Source organism: Agarivorans sp. DSG3-1 (assembly GCF_046774965.1).
Lineage (GTDB): Bacteria > Pseudomonadota > Gammaproteobacteria > Enterobacterales > Celerinatantimonadaceae > Agarivorans.
In genome coordinates this window covers 4,339,872-4,359,707 of the sequence record NZ_CP177241.1, presented here as the reverse complement: position 1 = coordinate 4,359,707, position 19,836 = coordinate 4,339,872, and the positions used below count along the sequence as shown (strand labels likewise).

Below are 19,836 nucleotides of genomic sequence, written 5' to 3'. Positions count from 1 at the left end.
GTGATTATTCTCTATGGTAGGGGTGATTGGCTGTTACGCTCCAAGCGCGATATAGCGTTTCGGCTACTATCACTCGTACCATGGGATGAGGCAGTGTTAAGGCTGACAAAGACCAGCGTTGCTCGGCAATCGCTGTGCAACTAGGGGCAAGGCCTTCTGGCCCGCCAATCAGTAAACTTACGTCGCGGCCGTCCATTTTCCATGCGTCTATTTGCTTAGCGAGCTGTGGCGTTGTCCAAGCTTTACCGGTGACTTCTAAAGTCACCACTCGGTTACCTTTAGGAATGACCGCCAAGGTAGCTTCACCTTCTTTATCGAGTATGCGCTTTATATCGGCATTTTTACCGCGATTTCCGGCTTTTACCTCGATTAACTCTAGCGGCATATCCTTTGGGAAGCGACGTGCATATTCTTGATAGGCAGTCTCAACCCAGGCAGGCATCTTAGTACCTACCGCCACTAACTGGATTTTCATCCGGCTTTAGACTCAGAAACAGCTGGAGCCCATAGCTTTTCTAATTGGTAGAAGTCACGCGCGCTGTCTTGCATTATATGCAATACCACATCGCCTAGATCAACCAATACCCATTCAGAGTCATCAACGCCTTCAATGCCAATCACTTCTAATTCAGATAGCTTGGCTTCTCTGATGACGTTGTCGGCAATAGATTTAACGTGGCGTTTTGAATTACCGCTACAAATGATCATTGTATCGGTTACGTTAGAGAGTTGGCTTACGTCTAGATTTTGAACATCTCGACCTTTCATATCTTCGATTTTGTCTACAACAAAATCAATCAGTTGTTGGTTTTGCAACAAAAGAACCCCAATTTTGGACTAAAAGATAAGTATATCACGCTCTGTCAGGCTAGGTTAAGCACCGTAAAGCTTATGTTGGATAATATAATTTACGGCAGATTTAGGCAGTTGATTTTTCAATGATTCAAGATCAGTTTTTTGGGCGAGTTGTAAGCGAATTTGGCTAGAAGATATTGCCATTGGTTGTAATTCGCAAAAATACACGTGACCCGCTTGCTGTTGATGCAATGTCTCAATGTTTTCACATCGCTTTGGTGCCAACCAAGCGCTAAGTTGTGAAGATATATCCAATTGGTAACCGGGCCGAGCAATGACAATGATATGGGTATGTTTGGTGAGGTTTTGCCAATCTCGCCATTTATCTAAGTGATTAAAGGAATCTAACCCCATCACAAAGGCGATATGATTATTGGGGAACTCTTCGGCAAGCTCGGCCAAGGTATCGCTAGTATAAGAGGCCCCTCCTCGTTCTACCTCTCGCCAATCTAGGTTTAGTTGAGGATAGGCTTCAAGCGAGGCTGCTAACAGCCGCTTGCGATGCAAAGGCGAACTAAATTGTTTGGCTTTTAGCGGCGATAGCGCATTGGGGAGTAAAGTAATATCTTGTGCTTGAGTGGCTGCTAGTAATAGCTCTGCACTACGAATATGACCCAGATGAATGGGGTCAAATGATCCACCAAAAAAAAGCTTAAGCGTGCTCATGAGATGGCGAAGCAAGCTCGAATACTAAGCGTTCTAATTGATGCCAAGCTAAGTCACCGGCAAATTGTTTAATGGCTTGGTCAATAGCTGCAACTTGCAAGCGCGCTTGATTAATTTGCTTAGCGCTATAGCGTTTTGCCGCGCTGCTTATTAAGCCTTGGCGTTTGTTCCACACACCATGTTGCTTAAACAAACTTGAATGATGGCTAGTGGGCTGTTCTTGAAGCAGTTGCAATAACTTAAATTCTTTGTCTAAACCCCAGTTAATCAGGGTCGGTTCTTCGCCTTCTAGCTGTAGCTGTTTGATAATTAACAGGCTGCGTTGAAAGTCAGCAGCGAGCAAAGCATCAACTAACTGAAAGCTGGAAAAGTGGTTGGCATGAGACAAGCCCGCTTCAATTTCTTTTAAGGGAGGTAGTTGCTGCCCCCAGCGCAAGGCAATGTTGTTAATTGCTTGGCTAAGCGCTAACAGGTTTCCTTCATAGTAGTGCACTAATAACGCGATTAAGTCGTTATTTGTTGGAAGTTGCTGCTGAGCTAATCGTTGTCTAACCCAAGCTTGTAGCTGCCCACCCTCAGGTGGGTAAATCATCACAACCAAACCTTGCTGGTCAATAAATTTGTACCAGTTTTGCTTTTCGTTGGCTTTGGTTACTTTAGGCACACTTAATAACAAGCGTGTTTCTGGATTGATCAGCGGTAATAGCTCATCCAGTTGATTTTGAATGGCTTTGTCTGGCACGCGATCTAATTGCAGCTCAATCAGTCGATATTGGCTGAATAGCGATAGCTCCGACATAGCGTCAAATATGCTCGACCATTGAAACTCTGCATCTAAAGTAAATTTTAAGCGTTCTTCGGCTAAACCCTGCTTTTGCAGTTGCTGGCGAATGCTATCAATACTTTCGATTTTGATTAAAGGCTCTTCTCCAGCCACCAAATAGCAGCTAAATTTAGCTGCATTTTGTTGTGACAGGCGGTCGGCATAAATTTTCATTTACCAACTTACCGTGGCAAGTTGACGCATGATTTGGTCGGCGGCCATTGTGCGCAATTCATCGTACAATAACTCTCGCTCGCGTTGTTTAGCCAAGGCGGCTAGCGGGTTATCTTGGAAGTCCCGGTGCAGCTGTACGCTAATTGGGTAGTTACCTTCCTCAGCAATTTGTAGGTAGCCACCCACTTGATAGCTCAGTTCGTATTCCGCTACTTGGCCATTTTCAAAGAGTGAAAGTGTACGTTTGTTAATATTTTCGCCACTTAAGTGCAGGGTGGGGACGTCGCCTTGTGGAAACTCAAATACTGCTACATTGTTTTGAGTGAGCTGGCGTTTTACCTCACGAACCAATGGGCTAAATTCATCGCTGGAAGAAACATAAATCTGGGTGAGTTTATCATCGAGTAAATAACTGCGGCGTGGAGCAAAACCACAAGCACTTAATAAACTGATGCTCAATATTAAAAAGCCGTAACTAAAAGTTTTTAAAGTCATGCTATCTCGCAATAAAAAACGGCGGGTTAGTAGCCCGCCGTAAGGTTTAGTTGGCTACAATGTTTAGCAACTTGCCGGCAACATAAATTACTTTGCGAACGGTTTTCCCATCCACAAACTTACTGACGTTTTCATCGCCCATGGCTAATGCTTGAACGGTGTCTTGGTCAGCGTCGGCTGCCACTGTTAATTTAGCGCGCAATTTACCATTTACTTGAACAACGATAAGCTTGCTGTCTTCAACCATGGCTTTGGCATCGGCTTCTGGCCAACGTGCGGTATCAATGTCACCAGCATTGCCTAGTAGTGTCCACAGTTGGTCACAAATGTGCGGTGTAATTGGCGACAGCATTAATACCACTGCGTTAATCGCTTCACGTGTTACCGCGCGATTATTGGCATCGGTTTGGTCAGCTTTAGTCAGCTTGTTCATCAACTCCATAATTGCTGCAATAGCAGTATTGAAGGTTTGACGGCGGCCAACATCATCACTCACTTTGGCAATGGTTTTGTGTACATCACGGCGCAAATCTTTTTGAGCAGCGTTGAGGCTAGCGATGTCTACGGCACCCGCTTCTCCGGCATTGATATGGTCGTAAGCCAGTTTCCATACGCGACGTAAGAAACGTAATGAGCCTTCTACAGCGCTGTCTTGCCATTCTAGTGTTTGTTCTGCTGGTGCGGCAAACATCATGAATAAGCGAACGGTATCAGCACCGTACTTATCTACCATTACTTGTGGGTCAATGCCGTTGTTTTTCGATTTCGACATTTTGCTCATGCCTGCGTAAATTAAGGCTTTGCCTTCGGCGGTTTTAGCGCTGGTAATACGGCCTTTTTCGTCTTTCTCGGTTACCGCATCTACTGGCGATACCCACACTTTTCCGCCTTTCTCATCTTCATAGTAGAAGGCATCAGCCAATACCATGCCTTGAGTCAGCAAGCGTTTGAATGGTTCGTCAGAGTCAACCAAGCCGCTATCACGTAATAACTTGTGGAAGAAGCGCGCATACAATAGGTGTAAAATTGCATGCTCAATACCGCCGATGTATTGATCGACAGGTAGCCAGTAGTTTGCTTGTTCTGGGTCAAGCATCATGTCTTCGTTGTTGGCGCTACAGTAACGGGCGTAGTACCAGCTAGATTCCATGAATGTATCGAAAGTATCGGTTTCGTGGAAAGCTTCTTGGCCTTCAAATTCAGTTTTTGCCCACTCAGGGTCAGCTTTGATTGGCGAGGTCACGCCATTCATCACTACGTCTTCTGGTAATACAACCGGTAATTGGTCTTCAGGTACTGGCACTACGTCGCCGTTAGCAAGGTTTAGCATTGGGATTGGCGTACCCCAGTAACGCTGGCGGCTTACCCCCCAATCGCGCAGGCGGAAGTTAACCTGTTTGCTACCTTTACCCATAGACTCAAGCTTAGCGGCCACTGCATCAAAAGCTGCACTAAACTCTAAACCATCAAACTCACCAGAGTTAAACAATATGCCTTTCTCGGTGTAGGCCGCTTCAGTTAAATCTAACTCGCTATCGCTTGGCTTAATAACACCAACAATGTCTAAACCGTAAGCATGAGCAAACTCAAAGTCACGTTGATCGTGAGCCGGTACGGCCATTACAGCGCCAGAGCCGTAACCCATTAATACAAAGTTAGCCACCCAAATAGGAACCAGCTTACCAGTAAGTGGATGAACAGCATTTAGCCCGGTGGCCATGCCTTTCTTCTCCATGGTCGCCATATCGGCTTCGGCTACTTTGTTGTTTTTACATTCTTCGATGAACGCGGCTAACTCAGGGTTTGTTTTAGCGGCTTCTAAGGCGAGTGGGTGCTGGGCAGCTACACCTACGTAGGTTACTCCCATTACGGTGTCTGGACGGGTGGTGTAAACCGGAACAAGCTGCTCGCTGTTCTCTAAACCAAACTGCATTTCTACGCCTTCAGAGCGACCAATCCAGTTGCGTTGCATGGTTTTAACTTGCTCTGGCCAGTCGTCTAACTGGTCTAAATCGTCAAGCAACTCTTGGGCGTAATCGGTGATTTTAATAAACCACTGAGGAATTTCTTTTTGTTCAACTAAGGCTCCTGAGCGCCAGCCTCGGCCATCAATCACTTGCTCGTTAGCCAATACTGTTTGGTCTACTGGATCCCAGTTTACCGTGGCCATTTTTTTGTAAACTAAGCCTTTTTCATAAAGCTTAGTGAAGAACCACTGTTCCCAGCGGTAGTAATCTGGTTTACACGTAGCAAGTTCACGATCCCAGTCGTAACCAAAACCCAACTGCTTAAGCTGGGTTTTCATGTATTCGATGTTTTCGTAGGTCCATTTAGCGGGCGCAGTATTGTTATTAATGGCGGCGTTTTCTGCTGGAAGACCAAATGCGTCCCAACCCATTGGTTGCATAACATTTTTACCCTGCATGCGCTGGTAGCGAGAGACTACGTCACCAATGGTGTAATTGCGCACGTGACCCATGTGCAAACGGCCACTTGGGTACGGGAACATTGACAGGCAGTAAAACTTTTCTTTGCCTGGTTGCTCTACAACTTTAAAGGTTTGCGCTTTTTCCCAGTGCTGTTGCACTTTGGTTTCTATATCACGTGGACTGTATTGCTCTTGCATCTAAGGAATCTTCCAGAAATAACCAAAAATTTGGACTGAGTAGCACTCGGCTACTGTACTCGATCCGCATAGGATACCGAGTCCGCCTGCCGACAACAATAGCTAGCGCACATTTGCAGTGAAACAAAAGGTCTATGCTTAATAATGATGATGCACTTTAGACAGTGGGTGATTTATGCCAAAGCGAGTTAAAGCCTATCAAGAGTTTGTTGAAGACTTAGAAAAACGCATCCAAGAGAGCGGGGAAGTGGGTCAAGAAGAGCTGTCTAAGCTGATTGATACCACCCAAGAATATCTACAAGCAGCCAGCGATTTGAGTCAAGACGAATGGCAACTAATTGCTAATTATGTTCGCCGTGATTTAAGCGATTGGCGTAACGACTATCGCCGTGCTTACGATGAAAGCCCCGGCATGGCGCTGCTTAAAGAAAGTATTTGGTATTGGTTAGCGAAAATGAGCGACCAAAGCCAAGTTGAGTGGCACGAGCTGATTGGCGATTTACAGCATCAAGGTATTTATCACAGTGGAGAGCTGATTGGTTTAGGGGTGATTGAATGCGCCGAATGTGGCGATAAGGTGCCATTGTGGCACCCAACCGTTATTAGTCGATGTGAGCATTGCCAAGGGAAGCGTTTTTATCGCCACCCGATTAGTGAGCAATCGGCTTAGTTTGCTTTAACACGCCATAACTTTGGGCAGTGAGCAAACTAAAGATGATAGGCAAACGCTACATAGAACTGTGTGGCTCTACGCTAATTTGTCTGCTGCTGGTTTAAGTAAACGCTGTCTTAGCCTTGGCATTAAACCACTGGCTAAGCCAAGCAATACCACCAAGCTTATTGGCCACAAGCCAAAGCGTTGATATGGCGTGATACCGGTGGCTGGCGTAACTTCGCCACTCAGTGTGAGTTGCTTATACTCTGGCGCGTGTTGCTGCACCTTGCCAAATCTATCAATGATCGCCGTAACACCAGTATTGGTTGAGCGAACCACAGGGCGACCAAACTCTAAGGCGCGCATTTGCGCTATCTCTAAATGCTGTTTAGGGCCAATCGAGGTACCAAACCAAGCATCATTACTTACCGTTACAATGGCATCGGTTTGCTCGCTAAATTGCGGGCGTAACAGTTCGCCAAAAGCTATTTCATAACAGATAGCGGCTAGCCATTGATGTCCTTTTACTTCTAAATTGGTTTGCTGTGTATCGCCACGATTGAACGAGGACATGGGCAAATTAAAGAAGGGCGCGAGTGGGCGCAACAAGTCTTCAAAAGGCACAAATTCACCAATTGGTAATAGGTGGTTTTTGTAGTAGCGATTTGGGTTTTCGTAATAATACGCTGAGCTTGCACCGGCTTCTTTAGATTGCTGACCCAAGGTGACCAAGGCGTTGTAATAGGCATTGGTTTGTAAGTTATGCGCAATAACGCCGGTAATCAGCGCTTGTTGTTTATTCAGTAATTGGCCATCCAGTTCATGCAGAAAATCAATGACTTCATATTCTAGAGCGGCAATTGCTGACTCAGGCCAAACAATCACATCGGCATTTTCAATGGCTAGCGTTTCTTGTTGGTACATAAGCAAGCTAGCAGCGCGATTTTGAGGTAACCATTTTATATCTAGCGGCACGTTACCTTGCACCAAGGCTACAGTGAGCGGCTGTTGAGCGGTTGTCCAGCTATGGCCTTTGAAGATCAAACCAATCAATAGCGGTGTTACTACAACGGCACTGGCTAGCCAGCGAGTTTTACCTGACTGACGGATAATCAGTGCGCCACCGGCAGCCAGTAGCAGCACCAACCAAGTGACACCATACAGTCCAAATATTGGTGCAATGGTGGATAATGGCGAGTCAATTTGGCTATAACCGGGTTGAAGCCAAGGAAATCCGGTGAGTACCCAACTACGCAACCATTCGCTTAATAACCAGCAGGCGGGAAACCATAGTAGGTAGAACATTGCCGAGCGTTTGCCTTGCCACTTATTGGCTAACCAGCAAGCCAGCGCGGGGTATAGCGAAAGATATCCTACCAGCAATACCATCAGTGCTAGGCTGACAAATAGGGGCATTCCACCAAACTCAGCCATGCTCACATGTACCCAGTGGATACCGTAACCAAACCAGCCTAAGCCATAACACAAGCCTAATTTAAAACCCGATTGCTCAGGTTTTAACAGCAGCAGCAAAAACAGTAGTGAAAGCGGCATTAATGGCCAGAGGCCATAGGGAGCAAAGGCGAAGGGGGCAATTAAGCCACTAAGCAAAGCGGCTAACAGGCGTAGCCGCGGTGTTAAAACAGGCATGTTATTCTTGAATACTCAGCTGCAAGGCTTTCTCTTCTGGAATGCTCACTTGAAGCTGAACCACACGGCGGCGGTCAGCAGTGCGAACTTTAAAGTGATAACCTTCAATTTCAATTTTTTCGCCGCGCCCTGGTAAGTGGCCAAAGGCATGAGTGACTAAACCACCCACGGTATCCACTTCTTCATCGCTAAACTCACAGCCGAAGTATTGGTTAAAATCTTCAATGTCGGTAAGGGCATTAACCGCAAAGGTTTTGTCATTGATGCGGCGAATATCGTCTTGTAAGTCTTCTTCGTTGGCAAACTCATCTTCAATGTCGCCAACAATTAACTCTAGAATATCTTCAATGGTTACTAAGCCAGATACGCCACCAAACTCATCCACCACAATGGCCATGTGGTAGCGCTCGCTGCGAAACTCTTTCAACAGTTTGTCGATGCGTTTACTCTCGGGAACAACGACAGCAGGGCGAATCACTTCACTCAGGGGAGTGGTTGAGGCTTCTTCGGTAAAGGCAAACTTGAGCAAGTCTTTAGCAAGTAATACGCCTTCGATATGGTCTTTATCTTCGTTGATCACCGGAAAGCGTGAGTGACGCGCTTCGGTAAGCGTAGGTAAACTTTCGGCAATGGTTTGATTGACATCTAAGGTCACCATTTGCGAGCGGGGGATCATGATGTCACGAACGCGTTGGCTTGATACATCAAGTACACCTTCAATCATTTCTCGGGTGTTTTGGTCGATCAGTTCTCGTTGATTGGCATCTTGAATAACTTCTACCAATTCCTCTTTGCTTTTCGGTTCCCCTTGCACCAGTTGAATAATTCTCTCTATCCAACCTTTTTTAGTGGAACCGCTGCTCGAGTGAGGGTTGTCGTCGCTCATATTCTTTCGTTTTACCTAGTTTGTTATAACGAATATTAGTAAGGGTTACTAATACCCAATTTGGTGAGCACTGCTATTTCTAGTGCTTCCATTTCTTCTGCTTCTTGATCGTCGATATGATCATAACCTAGCAGATGAAGGCTGCCATGTACAACCATGTGCGCCCAGTGGTCAAACACTGCTTTTTGTTGCTCCGCGGCTTCGCGTTCTACTACTTGGCGACAGATAACTAAGTCACCTAGCAAAGGCAGCTCTACGCCGGGAGGAGCTTGAAAAGGAAAAGATAACACGTTAGTTGGTTTATCTTTATTACGGTACTGCGAATTTAACGCTTGGCTTTCGGCTTCGTCAACTATACGAATGGTTAATTCAGTATCTTGATCATGCTCTACCAAGGTTGCGTGCAACCACGCTTCAAAAGCGGTAATGGTTGGCAGGTTCTCTTCATCGCCGGTGGCAATTTGCAGGTCAACGTAAGGCATGTTTAGTCATCGTCTCGCTGGTTTAGCTTTTGGGCGGCTTCGCGACGCTGTTTTTGTTTTTCTTCAGCAATACGGTCGCGTTCATCTTGTTCTTCGTAGGCTTCAACAATGGCGGCCACAATAGGGTGACGCACTACATCTGCAGCTTGGAAGAAGTTAAAGCTAAGCGCGGGTACTTCACCTAATACTTCGATGGCGTGGCGCAGGCCCGATTTTTGGTGGCGAGGTAAATCAACCTGAGTGATGTCACCAGTAATCACCGCACGTGAGTTAAAACCAATACGGGTTAAGAACATTTTCATTTGCTCCACCGTGGTGTTTTGGCTTTCATCTAAAATAATAAAGGCATCATTTAAGGTACGGCCACGCATGTAAGCTAACGGCGCTACTTCAATAACGTTACGCTCAATCAATCGTTCTACTTTTTCAAAACCAAGCATTTCGAATAGTGCGTCGTATAGTGGGCGTAAGTAAGGGTCTACTTTTTGGCTTAAATCACCCGGTAAGAAACCCAGCTTTTCACCGGCTTCTACCGCAGGGCGAGTCAGCAAAATACGGCGTACTTCTTGGCGCTCTAATGCGTCTACTGCGCAAGCTACAGCTAAGTAAGTTTTACCTGTACCAGCAGGGCCAATACCAAAGGTGACATCGTGACCTAGCATGTTGCCAATATAGGCGGCTTGGTTAGAAGTACGCGGTTTAATCACGCCGCGTTTGGTTTTTATATTGAGTTCTTTGCCGTAATGCTGAGTGGTTTCATCATCTTGATCAAGCACATGGCTTTCTTGAATTGCCAAATGCACTTGCTCAGGGCTTAACTCAGGGATATCGCCGCCTTTAAGCGGGGCGGTTTCTATGTATAAGGCGCGCAAAATAGTGCCCGCAATCAAACACATGCCGTGGCGACCAGTAATTTGAAAATTATTGTTTCGATAACTAATTTCTACACCTAAACGGCGCTCTAGTTGTTTCAAATTATCATCAAGTGGACCGCAAAGTTGCGCGAGGCGAGGGCTAGAGGCTGGCTCTAAGTAGATCTCAATAGAATTGATTTTATTACTCAAATTGTTTTATGGGCTGGCTATTTAAAGCCAGCCGCAACTCCTTAAAAGCGTATCTGCGACTAAGGCGTAAAGCTGGCCACGCCTAAGTGGTTAGCTTGCCCATCGGTTTTGTCGATAATAGTGGCAGGCGCAACGTCATTACGCAACTGCATTTGTTGCTCTGTTCTTAGCAACTCGCCACGCAATGAGTGGGCGAATACATCAACAATTTTTACATCCACGAACTGACCTATTACGTCATGGCTGCCTTCAAAGTTCACTACTCGGTTGTTTTCAGTTCGGCCGCGTAGTTCCATTGGGTTTTTCTTTGAAGGGCCTTCAACCAAAATACGCTGCTCGGTATCGAGCATGCGACGGCTCACTTGCATGGCTTGTTGGTTGATGCGTTCTTGCAATATGTAAAGACGCTGTTTCTTTTCTTCTTCAGTGACGTCGTCAGGCAAGTCGGCTGCTGGCGTACCAGGGCGAGCGCTGTATACAAAGCTGTAGCTCATATCAAAGTTTACTTGCTCGATTAGCTTCATGGTGTCAGCAAAATCTTCAGTACTTTCGCCAGGGTAACCTACGATGAAGTCAGAGCTAATTTCAATATCTGGGCGCGCTTTACGAAGCTTACGAATAATTGATTTGTACTCAATGGCGGTGTGGCCACGCTTCATTAAGTTAAGAATGCGGTCGGCGCCACTTTGCACGGGTAAGTGTAAAAAGCTCACTAGCTCAGGCGTATCGGCATAAACTTCAACGATGTCATCGGTAAATTCGATAGGGTGACTCGTGGTAAAGCGTAAGCGGTCGATGCCGTTAATACTGGCGACATAACGCAGTAGCTCAGCAAAACTACAAATACTGTCGTCGTGTTGTAATCCTCGGTAGGCGTTTACGTTTTGCCCTAACAGATTGACTTCGCGTACGCCTTGCTCGGCGAGTGAAGCAATTTCGTAAAGTACGTCATCCAGTGGTCGGCTAACTTCTTCACCACGGGTATAAGGCACCACACAGAAAGTACAATATTTACTACAACCTTCCATTATTGACACAAAAGCACTGGCGCCTTCGGCACGTGGCTCTGGTAAGCGGTCAAATTTTTCAATTTCTGGAAAGCTCACATCAACGACTGATTTTTCGCCGCCTTTTACTTGCTTGATCATTTCTGGCAAGCGGTGCAGTGTTTGCGGGCCAAATACAATATCTACGTATGGTGCGCGTTCGCGAATGGCTTTACCTTCTTGCGAAGCAACACAGCCGCCAACACCAATTACCAAGTTAGGGTTCTTTTGTTTTAGGGTTTTCCAGCGACCAAGTTGATGAAAAACTTTTTCCTGAGCTTTCTCACGAATAGAACATGTATTCAGCAATACAACATCTGCTTCGGAGGCTTCTTCAGTTAACTGAAAACCATGGGTCGCATCGAGTAGGTCGGCCATCTTCGACGAATCGTACTCGTTCATTTGGCAGCCCCAAGTTTTGATATGCAGCTTATTTCCCATCGTTTTACTCATCATTACATCGCTAAAAAAGGACGCGTATTTTACTGGTTTATGTTGAGCCTTACTAGTAACAATCGGCGCTTTGCCAGAAAAAGATTAAAAAATGGCCGCTGCGTAAAGCCAACAAGCGACTCCACATTATCATCAGCAAGATTCGCAACCTTTTACGGCTTCGGGTTACACTGCAATAAATAGTGAGAATGAATTGAAATACCATGGAAAATTTTGATGTTGTGGTGGTTGGCGGTGGCATGATCGGTGCCGCTAGCGCGCAGGGCTTTGCTCAGCAAGGTTTGTCGGTGCTGATGCTAGAGTCTTACCAGCCTAAAGCCTTTGACACCAGCCAAGCTATAGATTTACGGGTAAGTGCCATTAGCCAAGCTAGTGTAAATTTGCTGAAGCAACTCGACGCATGGTCAGCCATTAGTGCAATGCGATTGTGCCCTTACCAGCAGTTGCAAGTGTGGGAAGACCCACAAGACAAACTGATATTTGATTGCGCGCAGCTAGACTTACCCGAATTAGGGTTCATGGTTGAGAATCGAATTATTCAACTTGGACTATGGCAGGCCAATGAGCAAGCAGGCGTTACCCGTAGAATCGTTCATAATAGTCAGCTTCAAACTAATACCGCTGAAGGTGTCAGCCTAAAAATCGATGACACTGAAGTGTTTGCTAAATTGATGGTGGTAGCTGATGGCGCTAATTCAAGTATGCGCCAACAACTTGGTTTAGGCATTAGTGCTTGGGATTACCGGCATGACTGTTTTGCGATAAACATTAAACTGGATGCCCCCCAGCAAACGGCTACTTGGCAGCAATTTTACCCTAGTGGCCCGCGCGCCTTGTTACCTTTAGCCGAGCAGCACGCTGCGCTAATTTGGTACGACAGCAAAGACACTATTCGCGGTTTAAAGCAGCTAACAAGCAACCAGCTTAAACACCGTATTGAAGCAGAGTTTCCTGCTCTACCGGGAGACTTCGATATTTTAAATAGTGCCAGCTTCCCACTAACTCGTCGCCACGTTAACCAATATGTAAAACACCGAGCAGTAGTAATTGGCGATGCGGCGCACACCATTAACCCATTGGCAGGGCAGGGGGTAAACTTGGGTTATCGAGACGTGAAGTGCTTACTTGAGCAAGTAGAACACTGTGGTTTAGAGGAGCTAGATAAAGCATTACGCCGTTTTGAAGTACGTCGCAAGCCAGATAATTTAAGCATGCAAACCAGCATGGACGTATTCTACCTAATGTTCTCTAATTCCTTATCGCCGTTACAACAGCTACGTAAGTTAGCGATTAAAGGAATGCAGCATAGCGGGCCCATAAAAAACTGGACCCTGAAATATGCGCTAGGCGATATTGGGTAAAGGTATCAATCGGAATGCAAAGCCTGAGTCATGCGGGCTTTTTTGTTTCTGAAGAAAGGCTTAAGAAAACGGTTATAGAAGTGTGTGGCTACTAATACCGAATTTAGAAAGAAAAAAGGCCTGCTAAAAAGCAGGCCTTTTAAGGTGGCAGGGATAGCTGGATTTGAACCAACGAATGGCGGCATCAAAAGCCGCTGCCTTACCGCTTGGCGATATCCCTACAAAACTCTTTGAACTGGATTCTTCATTAAGAGAAGAATGGTGCGGAAGGAGAGACTTGAACTCTCACACCTTGCGATACTAGAACCTAAATCTAGCGCGTCTACCAATTCCGCCACTTCCGCACGAAATACTTCTAAAACTAATGGTGGCTATGGCGGGACTTGAACCTGCGACCCCAGCATTATGAGTGCTGTGCTCTAACCAGCTGAGCTACATAGCCATCTGTATTTTCACTTAAGTGAAGCTACAAATATTTTGGCAGGGTATAAATGCTAGTCTACGACATAGTACTTATTCTCTTACCAGGGCAATTGCCCTTCAGTTACTGCGTTCTGAAATTATAAACCTGAGCACAATAAAGTGGCAGGGATAGCTGGATTTGAACCAACGAATGGCGGCATCAAAAGCCGCTGCCTTACCGCTTGGCGATATCCCTGCAGAAACTGTTCGAAACACGTATTGCTACAGAGTTTCTGTGTCTTAATCTTTCAATTTAGACTGGCAATCTAAAACCTAAGTTCTGATTGCTTAACTCAAGTATACATACTCAAGCTATAAATGGTGGCAGGGATAGCTGGATTTGAACCAACGAATGGCGGCATCAAAAGCCGCTGCCTTACCGCTTGGCGATATCCCTACAGGGTGTTACTTTTTGGCTTCTTCTCTAAGAGAAGAATGGTGCGGAAGGAGAGACTTGAACTCTCACACCTTGCGATACTAGAACCTAAATCTAGCGCGTCTACCAATTCCGCCACTTCCGCATTTTTCTTACCGTTACTTTAATAGTATACAGTAATGGTGGCTATGGCGGGACTTGAACCTGCGACCCCAGCATTATGAGTGCTGTGCTCTAACCAGCTGAGCTACATAGCCTTGTGAACGACGCTTTGCGTTGTTAACGGCGCGTATTATGCGTATCAGACCCAATAGCGTCAACCGTTTTTTTGCCAAAAAACCGCAAAAAAGTTTGTTTGTGCAGTTTGTGTACGCGATGCTGGCTGTTTGTTCAATATGCCTGTTTGCTTTATGTGCAATTGCCGATTTTGGTTAATGGAAGGTTTAGTTTTTAGCCTTTGCATTTATGCGGCTTGAAATATTCATTATTGCTTAATTGAAGATGTGGTGAGCCAGTTAGTAAGATAATGGGTTTAATTGGATGAAGTATAAGGAAGTGAGTGGGGCTGAAGGTAAACCAAGTCTCGTTTAGCTAGGTTACGGGTTGGCTAAAACCTAAAGTACAGCAGCTTGAAAGTGAAGTTTGTAGGATAGAACGTACTGGCTAATGCGGTGAAGTAAGTTTGAAATTTGCTGGCGCTAATAAAAAAGCCAACTCGAGGTTGGCTTTTTTGATGGGTTTGGGCTTATACGTTAAATAAGAAGTGAATCACATCACCATCTTTTACCACATAAGTTTTACCTTCTTGGCGCCATTTACCCGCTACCTTGGCTCCAGACTCACCTTTATGTTCGATGTAGTCATCGTAACCAACGACTTCAGCGCGAATGTAGCCTTTTTCAAAGTCGGTATGAATCTTACCAGCAGCTTGTGGGCCAGTAGCACCAACAGGTACTGTCCATGCGCGAACTTCTTTTACACCTGCGGTGAAGTAGGTTTGTAGATCAAGTAGCTCGTAACCGGCTCGAATAACGCGGTTTAGGCCAGGCTCTTCTAAGCCCATCTCGTCCATAAACTCCGCTTTTTCGTCAGCGTCTAGTTCGGCAATCTCGCTTTCAATTTCGGCACAAACCGCCACCACAACTGCATTTTCTGCCGCTGCAATTTCTTTTACTTTATCTAAGTAAGGGTTATTTTCAAAACCGTCATCGTTAACGTTGGCGATGTACATAGTTGGCTTAGCAGTTAAGAAGTTCATATAAGCAATGGCTGCTTGTTCTTCTTTGCTTAAGTCTAAGCTGCGTAGCATTAAATCTGCTTCTAAGTGCGCTTGCACTTTTACTAAAATTTCGGCTTCAAATTTGGCGTCTTTGTCGCCACCTTTGGCCTTCTTCGCGACTCGGATCTGAGCTTTTTCACAGGTATCTAAATCAGACAGCGCTAACTCAGTGTTAATGGTGTCGATATCTTCTGCAGGGTCTACTTTACCCGCTACGTGAACGATGTTGTCGTTTTCGAAACAACGCACTACGTGACCGATTGCATCGGTTTCGCGAATGTTGGCTAGGAATTTATTTCCTAAACCTTCACCTTTAGATGCGCCCGCTACCAAACCTGCAATGTCTACAAATTCCATGGTGGTAGGAAGAATACGTTGTGGGTTCACAATGGCTGCCAGGGCGTCTAAACGCGTATCTGGAACAGGTACTACGCCAGTGTTTGGCTCAATAGTACAAAATGGAAAGTTAGCAGCTTCAATGCCGGCTTGCGTCAGAGCGTTAAAAAGGGTTGACTTGCCTACGTTTGGCAAACCAACGATGCCACATTTAAATCCCATAATAATACCTATTTGTTTAAGGGGCTTAGCCCGCTTTGTAACTATGTAATCGATTCATTGCTTTGCTTAAACCATCTTTAAGCAAAATATCGGTACTGCGCACCGCTTCATCAATTGCATGATCAATCAGTTCTTGGTCGGCTTTAGGTGCTTTACCTAATACATAACCTGAAACACGGTCTTTGTGACCGGGATGTCCAATACCTATCCGCAAACGATGAAAATCTTTGTTATTGCCAAATTTACTGATGATGTCGCGAAGCCCATTGTGACCACCATGACCACCACCTTTTTTGAAGCGCGCTACGCCCGGTGGCATATCAAGTTCGTCGTGAGCAACCATAATTTGCTCAAGCTCTATGCGATAAAATTTAGCTAAAGAAGCAACAGATTTGCCGCTTAAATTCATAAACGTTGTGGGGATTAACAAACGTAACTCTTGATCGGCGAGTTGAATACGGCCGGTGAGTCCGAAATGTTTACTGTCTGGTTTTAATTGGACGTGATGATTATTGGCTAGCTGAGTCACTAACCAGGCGCCAGCATTGTGGCGAGTTGAAGCATATTCGGGGCCTGGATTACCCAGGCCCACGAGTAAACGAATATCGTTTATCACTATTCTTCAGTAGCTACTTCTTCAGAATCAGATTCAGATTCAGGAGCTTCTTCAGCCACAGCTTTAGGAGTAGTAATAGATACTACTGCTTGGTCGTGGTTTTCACCTTTAGCTAATTCAACAGATGTTACGTTAGCAGGTAGAGTGATGTCAGAGATGTGTAGAGAGTTACCTAGTTCTAGGTTAGCTACGTCTACTTCGATGTACTCTGGAAGATCTTTAGCTAGACAGCTAACTTCGATCTCTGTTGCCAAGTGATGTACTTTACCGCCATTCTTAACTGCTTCTGCTGACTCTTCGTTTAAGAAGTGTAGAGGAACTGCTTTGTGGATAGCTTTAGTATTGTCAACACGTTGGAAGTCAATGTGTTGTACACGTGGCTTAAATGCATGACGCTGCATGTCTTTTACTAATACGTCTACGGCTTCACCAGCAACATTCAAAGTAATGATGCTTGAGTAAAACGCTTCAGCTTCTTGCGCTTTCATCACGTGACGTTGTGCAAGAGTGATTGATACAGGCTCTTTGCCAGCACCGTATACGATAGCAGGAACTTTTTCTTCGTGACGTAGGCGGCGGCTCGCACCTTTCCCTAGGTCTGTACGCAGTTCAGCGTCAAGTTTAATGTTAGACATTTGTGTTTCTCCAAATAAAAAAATGAGGCTAAAGTTTCGCGACCAAACTCTAACCAGTACCTTATTGAACAGTGAAAAAGTGACTTGCACTGACCCACTTCAATTCAAAAGGCGCGGCATTCTACCATTGGCGTTTTTGAAAGCCAATAAAAAAGCGCGGTAATTCACATTACCGCGCTTTTTAAAATCTTTCGCTGAATGTTACTTAGAACATTGCTGAGATTGACTCTTCGTTACTGACGCGACGAATTGCTTCTGCAAGCATTGGCGCTAGAGATAGTTGACGTACTTTCTCTACGTTGCGCATTTCATCGGCTAGCGGAATAGAGTCAGTAATAATTACTTCATCTAAGGCTGACTCTGTAATGTTTTGCGCAGCGTTACCTGAGAATACTGGGTGTGTAGCATAAGCAAACACGCGCTTAGCGCCTTTAGCTTTAAGTGCTGCTGCTGCCTGACACAAGGTACCGCCAGTATCAATCATGTCATCAACCATGATGCAGTCACGACCATCAACGTCACCGATGATGTTCATTACTTGCGCTACGTTTGCTCGTGGACGACGTTTGTCGATAATAGCCAGGTCACTGTCGTTAAGCATTTTGGCCACGGCGCGAGCACGTACAACACCACCAATATCAGGTGATACTACTACTGGAGACTCTAGGTTTTTGTCTAGCATGTCTTGCAGTAATACAGGGCTACCAAAAGCGTTGTCTACTGGTACGTCGAAGAAACCTTGAATTTGTTCGGCGTGAAGATCAACAGTAAGTACGCGGTCAACACCTACACTCGATAGGAAGTCTGCTACTACTTTCGCAGTAATTGGCACACGTGCACTACGTGGACGACGGTCTTGACGAGCATAACCAAAGTAGGGAATTACCGCAGTAATACGACCCGCAGAGGCACGACGTAGAGCATCAACGATTACAATCAGCTCCATGACGTTGTCGTTAGTTGGAGCGCAAGTGGATTGGACAACAAAAATGTCTCCACCACGAACGTTTTCGTTGATTTGTACACTAATCTCGCCATCACTGAATCTACCTACTGAAATATCACCTAGGGTGGTATAGAGGCGGTCAGCAATACGCTGGGCAAGTTCGGGCGTGGCGTTACCGGCGAAGAGTTTCATGTCTGGCACGATGGAAACCTCAGATTTATCGGGTCAATAGAGCGTTACGTTTTTTAAGAACCTAAGAATGAAATTTCTTAAGCTCCTGCGGTGTTTTCGAGTGTTTTTTCGTTTTTCAACTGCTCATGTAAGGGCGATTGATTACAGGCTTTACACACAAAACCAGAAACATTTTTAGGGCGTTTTTCTAGCACTGACAAGGCTTCACGCTCTGTATCAAAGGCAGCAAAAACACAAGAACCTGTTCCTGTCATCCTCGACGGCGCGTATTCTAACAACCAGCTAAGAGCTTGTGCAACCTCCGGATAAACTTTAGCCACAATTTCTTGGCAATCATTTTGCCAATCACTGTTAACTAATTGTTGCCAGCTTCGCTTTGCGGTGTTTCTTGATAGGAGAGGGTGACCAAATACACTTTCTGTAGAAACATGCACATGCGGATGCAAAACCACATACCATGGTTCTGCTACAACTACGTTTTGTAGTTGTTCTCCCACGCCTTCGGCAAACGCACTATGACCATGAATAAAAATAGGCACATCGGCGCCAAGTTGCAAACCTAAAGTGGCTAGTTGATCGAGGCTTAAGTTGCATTTCCACAAGTGGTTAAGCACCAGCAAGGTGGTTGCGGCATTTGACGAGCCGCCACCAATTCCGCCGCCCATTGGCAAGTGTTTATCTAGGGTAATACTTACCCCTTGTTGAATATGACTATATTGCTGTAAAAGGCGGGCGGCTTTCACCACCAAGTTGTCTTCCGCCGGAAAATCTAATTGGCTGTTTAACTCTATGCTACCCGATTGAGTAGGCGTGAAAAAAAGCTGATCGCAGCAATCAATAAATTGAAACAAGGTTTGTAAGTCATGGTAGCCATTGTCACGTTGGCCAGTGATGTATAAAAAGAGATTAAGTTTGGCGGGTGATAACCACGGGCCACTAGTTGCTTGTTGAGTCATTAATCTGCCATTTATGAATATTGAGTTTTAGTAAATTGTCGGTCGAGCGCATCTCTAATTGGCGGGGCAGGGTATGCGTATTGTATTGGGCGTAATTAACATAGCTAATTTCCCACTGCTCATCGGTGGTAAAACCTGCCAAACGGTGTTGAGGGTTTAGCTGGTAGTCATTTTGAGTGGGTATGCCCAGTAGCCACTTAGGGAGTTGTTCAACAGGAACCTGCCAGCCAGTGAGCCGGTGAACTAACAATTGTGCATCTTTGCCTGAGTATTCTTCGTCTTTGGTTTTTACCCATACTTTTCCAGGTTGGTAGTGCAGCTCTATACCTTGTATTCCTAAGGGGCCGTTAATTCTTAAAATGCTTTTGTCGCCTTGCTGTTGCCAATATAGATTGGCCGCTTGGCGTGAGGCGTCGCTAATAAACGCTATTTTGCCGCTCAATTGCCAATTGTTTAAGCGATTGAGATCGGCTAAATGGCTATCCCATTCACTGTTATCAGTGCTAATAGGTGGCGCAATGCTACAAGCGGTTAAGCTCATCGCAAAGATGATGATAAAAACGAGTTGGCGCACAGTGAT

19 protein-coding genes and 7 tRNA genes are annotated in these 19,836 nt (G+C 45.4%); 2 read left to right on the top strand and 24 right to left on the bottom strand.

Annotated elements, in window-relative coordinates:
- Positions 1-4: 4 nt before the first annotated feature.
- The 6 genes from rlmH to leuS are packed head-to-tail and all read right to left on the bottom strand — an operon-like array spanning position 5 to position 5,639.
- Positions 5-475 carry a 23S rRNA (pseudouridine(1915)-N(3))-methyltransferase RlmH gene (gene rlmH, locus ACLD71_RS20235; RefSeq protein WP_137671541.1) on the bottom strand — a complete coding sequence of 157 codons (471 nt, stop codon included), beginning with the start codon at positions 473-475 and terminating at the stop codon, positions 5-7.
- Complete coding sequence (rsfS, locus tag ACLD71_RS20230) at positions 472-816, bottom strand: ribosome silencing factor (RefSeq protein ID WP_137671540.1); 345 nt, start codon at positions 814-816, stop codon at positions 472-474. The genes rlmH and rsfS overlap by 4 nt, the downstream gene beginning before the upstream one ends.
- Before the next feature lie 57 nt (positions 817-873).
- Positions 874-1,521, bottom strand: a complete 648-nt coding sequence (gene nadD, locus ACLD71_RS20225; protein ID WP_411991800.1) for a nicotinate-nucleotide adenylyltransferase — start codon at positions 1,519-1,521, stop codon at positions 874-876.
- Positions 1,508-2,518 (bottom strand): DNA polymerase III subunit delta, encoded by a 1,011-nt coding sequence (gene holA / locus ACLD71_RS20220; protein ID WP_411991799.1) that lies wholly within the window; start codon positions 2,516-2,518, stop codon positions 1,508-1,510. The genes nadD and holA overlap by 14 nt, the downstream gene beginning before the upstream one ends.
- Entirely contained in the window at positions 2,519-3,013 is a 495-nt protein-coding gene (gene lptE, locus ACLD71_RS20215) for an LPS assembly lipoprotein LptE (RefSeq protein WP_411991798.1), read from the bottom strand.
- A 46-nt stretch (positions 3,014-3,059) separates the two neighbouring features.
- The gene (leuS, locus tag ACLD71_RS20210; RefSeq protein ID WP_137671536.1) at positions 3,060-5,639 is read right to left on the bottom strand and encodes a leucine--tRNA ligase; all 2,580 of its coding nucleotides are present in this window, start codon (positions 5,637-5,639) and stop codon (positions 3,060-3,062) included.
- A 175-nt stretch (positions 5,640-5,814) separates the two neighbouring features.
- Here leuS and ACLD71_RS20205 point away from each other — a divergent pair, with 175 nt between their 5' ends.
- Positions 5,815-6,309: a zinc ribbon-containing protein gene (locus ACLD71_RS20205; protein ID WP_137671535.1), complete on the top strand. Its 495-nt coding sequence runs from the start codon at positions 5,815-5,817 to the stop codon at positions 6,307-6,309.
- Between the two features lie 78 nt (positions 6,310-6,387).
- Here ACLD71_RS20205 and lnt read toward each other — a convergent pair whose 3' ends face one another.
- The 5 genes from lnt to miaB are packed head-to-tail and all read right to left on the bottom strand — an operon-like array spanning position 6,388 to position 11,863.
- Complete coding sequence (lnt, locus tag ACLD71_RS20200; protein ID WP_411991797.1) at positions 6,388-7,944, bottom strand: apolipoprotein N-acyltransferase; 1,557 nt, start codon at positions 7,942-7,944, stop codon at positions 6,388-6,390.
- A gap of 1 nt (position 7,945) precedes the next feature.
- Entirely contained in the window at positions 7,946-8,830 is an 885-nt protein-coding gene (corC, locus tag ACLD71_RS20195; protein ID WP_137671533.1) for a CNNM family magnesium/cobalt transport protein CorC, read from the bottom strand.
- Between the two features lie 35 nt (positions 8,831-8,865).
- The gene (gene ybeY / locus ACLD71_RS20190; protein WP_137671532.1) at positions 8,866-9,312 is read right to left on the bottom strand and encodes an rRNA maturation RNase YbeY; all 447 of its coding nucleotides are present in this window, start codon (positions 9,310-9,312) and stop codon (positions 8,866-8,868) included.
- 2 nt (positions 9,313-9,314) lie between these two features.
- Positions 9,315-10,376, bottom strand: coding sequence for a PhoH family protein (locus ACLD71_RS20185; RefSeq protein ID WP_137671531.1), 1,062 nt, complete (start codon positions 10,374-10,376; stop codon positions 9,315-9,317).
- A gap of 59 nt (positions 10,377-10,435) precedes the next feature.
- Entirely contained in the window at positions 10,436-11,863 is a 1,428-nt protein-coding gene (gene miaB / locus ACLD71_RS20180; RefSeq protein ID WP_137671530.1) for a tRNA (N6-isopentenyl adenosine(37)-C2)-methylthiotransferase MiaB, read from the bottom strand.
- A gap of 215 nt (positions 11,864-12,078) precedes the next feature.
- Here miaB and ACLD71_RS20175 point away from each other — a divergent pair, with 215 nt between their 5' ends.
- Positions 12,079-13,236 (top strand): FAD-dependent monooxygenase, encoded by a 1,158-nt coding sequence (locus ACLD71_RS20175; RefSeq protein ID WP_411991796.1) that lies wholly within the window; start codon positions 12,079-12,081, stop codon positions 13,234-13,236.
- Between the two features lie 145 nt (positions 13,237-13,381).
- Here ACLD71_RS20175 and ACLD71_RS20170 read toward each other — a convergent pair.
- The 13 genes from ACLD71_RS20170 to lolB form a co-directional block, all read right to left on the bottom strand.
- Positions 13,382-13,456 (bottom strand) — tRNA-Gln (locus tag ACLD71_RS20170).
- Between the two features lie 39 nt (positions 13,457-13,495).
- Positions 13,496-13,580 (bottom strand) — tRNA-Leu (locus tag ACLD71_RS20165).
- 21 nt (positions 13,581-13,601) lie between these two features.
- Positions 13,602-13,678 (bottom strand) — tRNA-Met (locus ACLD71_RS20160).
- 141 nt (positions 13,679-13,819) lie between these two features.
- Positions 13,820-13,894, bottom strand: a tRNA-Gln gene (locus tag ACLD71_RS20155).
- A 126-nt stretch (positions 13,895-14,020) separates the two neighbouring features.
- A tRNA-Gln gene (locus ACLD71_RS20150) sits at positions 14,021-14,095 on the bottom strand.
- Positions 14,096-14,134: 39 nt separating this feature from the next.
- Positions 14,135-14,219, bottom strand: a tRNA-Leu gene (locus tag ACLD71_RS20145).
- 35 nt (positions 14,220-14,254) lie between these two features.
- A tRNA-Met gene (locus tag ACLD71_RS20140) sits at positions 14,255-14,331 on the bottom strand.
- A gap of 488 nt (positions 14,332-14,819) precedes the next feature.
- Positions 14,820-15,911 carry a redox-regulated ATPase YchF gene (ychF, locus tag ACLD71_RS20135; protein WP_137671528.1) on the bottom strand — a complete coding sequence of 364 codons (1,092 nt, stop codon included), beginning with the start codon at positions 15,909-15,911 and terminating at the stop codon, positions 14,820-14,822.
- A 25-nt stretch (positions 15,912-15,936) separates the two neighbouring features.
- On the bottom strand, positions 15,937-16,527 hold the full coding sequence (gene pth, locus ACLD71_RS20130) for an aminoacyl-tRNA hydrolase (protein ID WP_137671527.1): 591 nt from the start codon (positions 16,525-16,527) through the stop codon (positions 15,937-15,939).
- Positions 16,527-17,162 carry a 50S ribosomal protein L25/general stress protein Ctc gene (locus ACLD71_RS20125; protein ID WP_137671526.1) on the bottom strand — a complete coding sequence of 212 codons (636 nt, stop codon included), beginning with the start codon at positions 17,160-17,162 and terminating at the stop codon, positions 16,527-16,529. The genes pth and ACLD71_RS20125 overlap by 1 nt, the downstream gene beginning before the upstream one ends.
- Positions 17,163-17,367: 205 nt before the next feature.
- Positions 17,368-18,309 carry a ribose-phosphate pyrophosphokinase gene (locus ACLD71_RS20120; RefSeq protein WP_137671525.1) on the bottom strand — a complete coding sequence of 314 codons (942 nt, stop codon included), beginning with the start codon at positions 18,307-18,309 and terminating at the stop codon, positions 17,368-17,370.
- A gap of 68 nt (positions 18,310-18,377) precedes the next feature.
- Positions 18,378-19,256, bottom strand: coding sequence for a 4-(cytidine 5'-diphospho)-2-C-methyl-D-erythritol kinase (gene ispE, locus ACLD71_RS20115; protein ID WP_411991795.1), 879 nt, complete (start codon positions 19,254-19,256; stop codon positions 18,378-18,380).
- Positions 19,237-19,830 (bottom strand): lipoprotein insertase outer membrane protein LolB, encoded by a 594-nt coding sequence (gene lolB / locus ACLD71_RS20110; protein ID WP_411991794.1) that lies wholly within the window; start codon positions 19,828-19,830, stop codon positions 19,237-19,239. Before lolB ends, ispE begins: the two co-directional genes overlap by 20 nt.
- Positions 19,831-19,836: the final 6 nt, after the last annotated feature.